Origin of the sequence: Fulvivirga lutimaris, assembly GCF_009711525.1 — a bacterium.
GTDB lineage: Bacteria > Bacteroidota > Bacteroidia > Cytophagales > Cyclobacteriaceae > Fulvivirga > Fulvivirga lutimaris.
In genome coordinates this window covers 1-4,915 of sequence record NZ_SMLV01000198.1, presented here as the reverse complement: position 1 = coordinate 4,915, position 4,915 = coordinate 1, and the positions used below count along the sequence as shown (strand labels likewise).

General features: G+C 37.8%; 3 protein-coding genes. 1 reads left to right on the top strand and 2 read right to left on the bottom strand.

Annotation, left to right across the window (positions count from 1 at the left end):
- Nucleotides 1-84: 84 nt before the first annotated feature.
- The gene (locus E1140_RS01920; RefSeq protein ID WP_155178470.1) at nt 85-2,244 is read left to right on the top strand and encodes a glutamine synthetase III family protein; all 2,160 of its coding nucleotides are present in this window, start codon (nt 85-87) and stop codon (nt 2,242-2,244) included.
- 31 nt (nt 2,245-2,275) lie between these two features.
- On the opposite strand, the gene E1140_RS01915 is transcribed toward E1140_RS01920, so the two are convergent.
- Together E1140_RS01915 and E1140_RS01910 are read right to left on the bottom strand one after the other, a co-directional pair.
- The gene (locus tag E1140_RS01915; protein ID WP_155178468.1) at nt 2,276-3,163 is read right to left on the bottom strand and encodes an alpha/beta fold hydrolase; all 888 of its coding nucleotides are present in this window, start codon (nt 3,161-3,163) and stop codon (nt 2,276-2,278) included.
- Complete coding sequence (locus E1140_RS01910; protein WP_155178466.1) at nt 3,163-4,821, bottom strand: S41 family peptidase; 1,659 nt, start codon at nt 4,819-4,821, stop codon at nt 3,163-3,165. The genes E1140_RS01915 and E1140_RS01910 overlap by 1 nt, the downstream gene beginning before the upstream one ends.
- Nucleotides 4,822-4,915 lie beyond the last annotated feature (94 nt).

The following is a 4,915-nucleotide window of genomic DNA, read 5'->3' as shown; positions in this document are numbered from 1 at the left end:
ATTGGGCGTAAAAAGACCTACTGATTCAAATTACTTATATATTTGTTGCCATTAAGTATCTTATACTAAAAATAAAATCACTACATGGCACATTTAAGATTTAAAGCACTTGACTTAGCCAATAACAGGCCTAAAGTTAAAGTGGAGTCTAACGGCAAAATTTCTGAATACTTCGCTTCTGATGTTTTTGGATTACCTCAGATGCAGGCATCATTGTCACCTGATGTTTTCAAGAGAGTAAAGAAAATCATTCATGATGGATCAAAAATAGATAGCGAAACTGCTGATGCTGTTGCATCTGCTGCTAAATCTTGGGCAATAAGTAAAGGAGCTACGCATTTTACCCACTGGTTTCAGCCTTTGACAGGGTCAACCGCTGAAAAGCACGATACATTTTTTGATGCCTCATCCGGAATGGAAAGGTTTAAAGGAACTGCCTTGGTGCAACAAGAGCCTGATGCATCTTCTTTTCCTAATGGAGGTATAAGAAGCACATTCGAAGCACGTGGTTACACAGCTTGGGATCCGAGTTCACCAATGTTTATATATGGGGCAACACTTTGTGTACCTACAGTTTTTGTCGCTTACACTGGAGAAGCTCTTGATAATAAGGCTCCTCTGCTTAAAGCTGTTGAAGCAGTAGATAAGGCCGCCACTCGAGTATGTCAATTATTTGATAAAAAAGTGAGTCGTGTAAAAGCTTCATTAGGTTGTGAACAGGAGTATTTTGTAATAGATAAGGCGCTTTTCGCCAGCCGTCCAGATTTAGTTATGGCTGGTCGCGCGGTATTTGGGCATAATCCAGCTCGTGGTCAACAATTGGATGATCATTATTTTGGGTCTATTCCTACAAGAATTTATAATTACATGAAGGATTTTGAGACTGAATCTCTCAAATTGGGTATACCTGTTAGTACAAGACACAACGAAGTGGCGCCAAGTCAGTTTGAAGTGGCACCATTGTTTGAAGACATAAATGTTGCTACAGATCATAATCAGCTTTTGATGGATGTAATGTCCAGAGTAGCTGAAAGACATAACCTGAAGGTATTGTTTCACGAAAAGCCGTTTGCTGGTTTAAATGGATCAGGTAAGCACAATAACTGGTCATTGATTACAGATACTGGTGTTAATCTTTTTCAGCCAAGTACTAGCGCAAGAGAGAATCTACTTTTCTTAACATTCTTTGTTTGTACTATTAAAGCTGTTTTTGAACATGCTGAGCTTTTAAGAGCGAGTATAGCTTCTGCTGGAAATGATCATAGATTAGGAGCCAATGAGGCACCTCCTGCAATTATGTCTGTTTTCTTGGGTTCTCAATTAACTGCAGTGTTAGATGAGTTAGAGAAAAATGGAAATATTAAAGTGGAGAAAGGTGATAACATCTATATGAAACTTGGTATTGATAAAATACCACCGATCATTTTAGATAATACTGATAGAAATAGAACATCACCATTCGCTTTCACTGGTAATAAATTTGAGTTCAGAGCGGTTGGTAGTACTGACAACCCTGCAACTCCTATGACTGTTCTTAATACAATAGTTGCTGAACAACTTACTGAGTTCTATCAGCTGGTTGATAAGGATATGAAGAAGGGTACTGACAAGCGTTTAGCTATTGTTGGCGTACTTAGAAAGTATATCAAGGATTCAAAAGCAGTTCGTTTTGAAGGTGATGGTTACTCAGAAGATTGGGTGAAGGAAGCTGCGAAAAGAGGCTTAGCTAATGTGAAAGATACTCCTAGAGCATTAGATGCGTATTTAAGTAAAAAGTCGCGTGAGTTATTTGCCAATCAAGGAATAATGAATCCTGTTGAACTTGAAGCAAGAAATGAGATTCAGTGGGAAAACTATATTATGAAGATCCAAATTGAGTCTAGAGTAATGGCTGATTTGGTGCAAAATCATATTATTCCAACAGCTATAGCTTACCAAAACAAGTTGATTCAAAATGCCAAGGGACTTAAAGAACTAGGCGTAAAAAATACTCAGGTATTGAAAATTATCGAATCGATGTCAGGATACATTGAGTCGCTTGAGGCTGAGGTTGAAAAAATGACCAATGCTAGAAAAAAGGCTAATGTAATAGAAGATGCAAGAGAAAAGGCAATTGCTTATTGTGATGATGTGAAGGGTAAGTACTTCGAATCAATCAGGTATGCAGTTGATAAACTAGAGCTAATTGTTGATGACGAGGATTGGCCACTAGTTAAGTACAGAGAAATGCTATTTTTAAGGTAGTAATTTGAATTTTCAGTTTAAAAGGCGAGGGTTATTCCTCGCCTTTTTCTTTTATTACCTTTAGCTGTTCATTAATAGCGCCTTCAATTAGCTCCGGATTTGACCATGGAATAAAATGATTCATATCTTCTATGAGCATTAATTTAACCTTTGCATTTGTAAGTTGTTCTTTTGCAAAATCTGCGTTGCCAGGAGGAACCAGCTTGTCCTTCATTCCTTGAATAACAATTACAGGTGCATTTATTTTTGACCAATCAGGAAGCATAAGTTCCAGTTCGTCTTTCAGAAAATAGATTTCATCATTTGTTACTCTTAAAGAAACTGGTAGTACCCATCTTAAAAAAGGAGTATGTAGAGGAAGCCTGAACCATGTTTCATCGGGCTCTAAATCAGGGTCTATAGAAGGAGCGACCAAAATAAGGCCATCGACCAATTCTGGGTAAAGCATAGCAAGTTTTGCTATCACAGGTCCTCCTAAAGAATGACCTACCAGAATGTTGGGTGTATCGCTATACTTTTCTAAAAGCGGCTTGAGTAGTTCAGACTGCTTCTGAAGTGAAGGCTCACTATTTCCAAAATTAGAATAACCGTAACCTGGACGGTCAACTGAAACTATTTTTGACCTTGTATTAAGATTTGGGTTGGCCAGAAAGCTAATAAATGCTGACCATGAACCTGGTGCACCATGAAAAAATATAACTGTAGGCAGTGAGTCTGAACCAATGGCTGCAAAATTGACTTTCCTTTTATTTACCTCATAGGAATCGAGGGTAGGTTTAAGTTCTGCAGATTTGAAGTATTTGTCTACTTCTTTAGGAGTCATTCTGAAACTAAAACAACCAGAGGTAAGCTGAAAAGTTAAAACAACAGCTAAGATTGAAATGCCGAATTTAACCTTATTACTCAGCCTTCCAGGCATTATTTTTTGCTTAAGATCTCCTTATACTTTGCTGGATTATTGAGTATTTCGACAGACTTGGCTATATCTTGATCGTTATCAAATGAAGTTTCAATTGAGCCTCGTTCAAGGTAATATCTCCCTGTAATTTCTTCTTCTAATAATGTTTTTATTTGATCTTTGAAGTCATCAAGATCATTGGCCTTGCTGGCCTCCAGAGTTTCAGTCAATTCCTTAAGCCTGCCTTTTATATCTTCATAATAATTTTCTTCAAGCGCATTTTCTTCCAACTTCTTCAAGTTATTCTCAACCTGAGTAGTATAGGAGTAGTCTTTATCCTTAAGCCATGCTTTGAACTCGGTATACTCAGCATCGGTGAGCCTGAAGCTTTTTGCACCTTCAATTTCCTCATGGCTGTAATAGTACTCTGTAGCGTAATCAAAAATATGGCCTTTGGTGAATAACGTGTATGCTATTGGAGAAAGCGTTTCTTTAGCAACATCAAAATCAGGATCTATACCACCACCGTCAAATACAGGTCGTCCATTGGCAGTTTTGTATTCAGCCTTTAATGAATCTGGCACTTTACCCACGCTACCATCTGCATTTCTGTGGCTATAATCCAATGCCTGTATACATCTTCCACTAGGTGTGTAATATTTAGCAGTAGTTACTTTCAATTGAGCATTATAGGTAAGTGGTCGTGTAATTTGCACTAGCCCTTTTCCAAATGACTTTTGCCCAATTATAATTCCTCTGTCATAATCCTGAAGTGTGCCAGCCACAATTTCGGATGCAGAGGCACTACCACTATTAATCAATACTACAAGCGGAATTTCAGTGTCAACTGGTTGATTCAATGTTTTGTAAACTTGATTATGATCTTCGATCTTACCTTTTGTGGCTACAACTTCCTGTCCTTTTGGCAAAAAGACGTTGGTGATATTTACAGCTTCCATTAACAACCCACCAGGATTACCTCTAACATCTAATATTATTTTTGCAGCGCCTTCAGTTTTTAATTTAGTTACTGCTGTCCTAACTTCTTTACCAGCATCAAGGGTGAATTCTGAAAGCTTAACATATCCTATGTCATCGGTCACCATGCCATAGTAGGGGACGTTGCTTATCTTAACCTTCTCTCTTTTAAAGTTTAAAGTAAGCGGCTCACTTTTATTGAAACGTTTTACAGTAAGACTAACATCAGAGTTGGCTTGTCCCTTCATAAGATCACCAGCTTCTGATCTGCTCATATTGGTAACATCAATATCGTTTATTTTGAGTACCTCATCACCAATCTTCAACCCATTTTTTTGAGCAGAATACCCTTCCATAACCATTACGATCATGATTTTACCATCAATTTTGCTTGTAAGAGCCCCTATGCCACCATACTGCCCTGTGCTCTGAGTACGAAAGTCTTCAATATCATCTTCAGGAATATAATTTGTATATGGATCGAGAGAGGCCAGCATGGCATCGATCCCAGTTTTTATTACTTTGTTTGGGTTTACTTCATCAACGTAAAGAGCGTTGACCTCTTTAAAAAGAGTGGCGAAAATATCGAGATTTTTGGCTATTTCGAAGTACCGTTCAGAAGGGTTGGCGAAAGCAAAGGCCGTAACAACTAGTATGATGATGGCTCCGGTCGCTTTAATTCTTGTTGTTAGTTTATTCATGCTTTAAGAGTTTCTTGAATATACGATATATTACCTAAAAAGGGTATGTGCTTTCTATCAAACTATGAGTTTAAGAAATGAACGGTTTTATAAC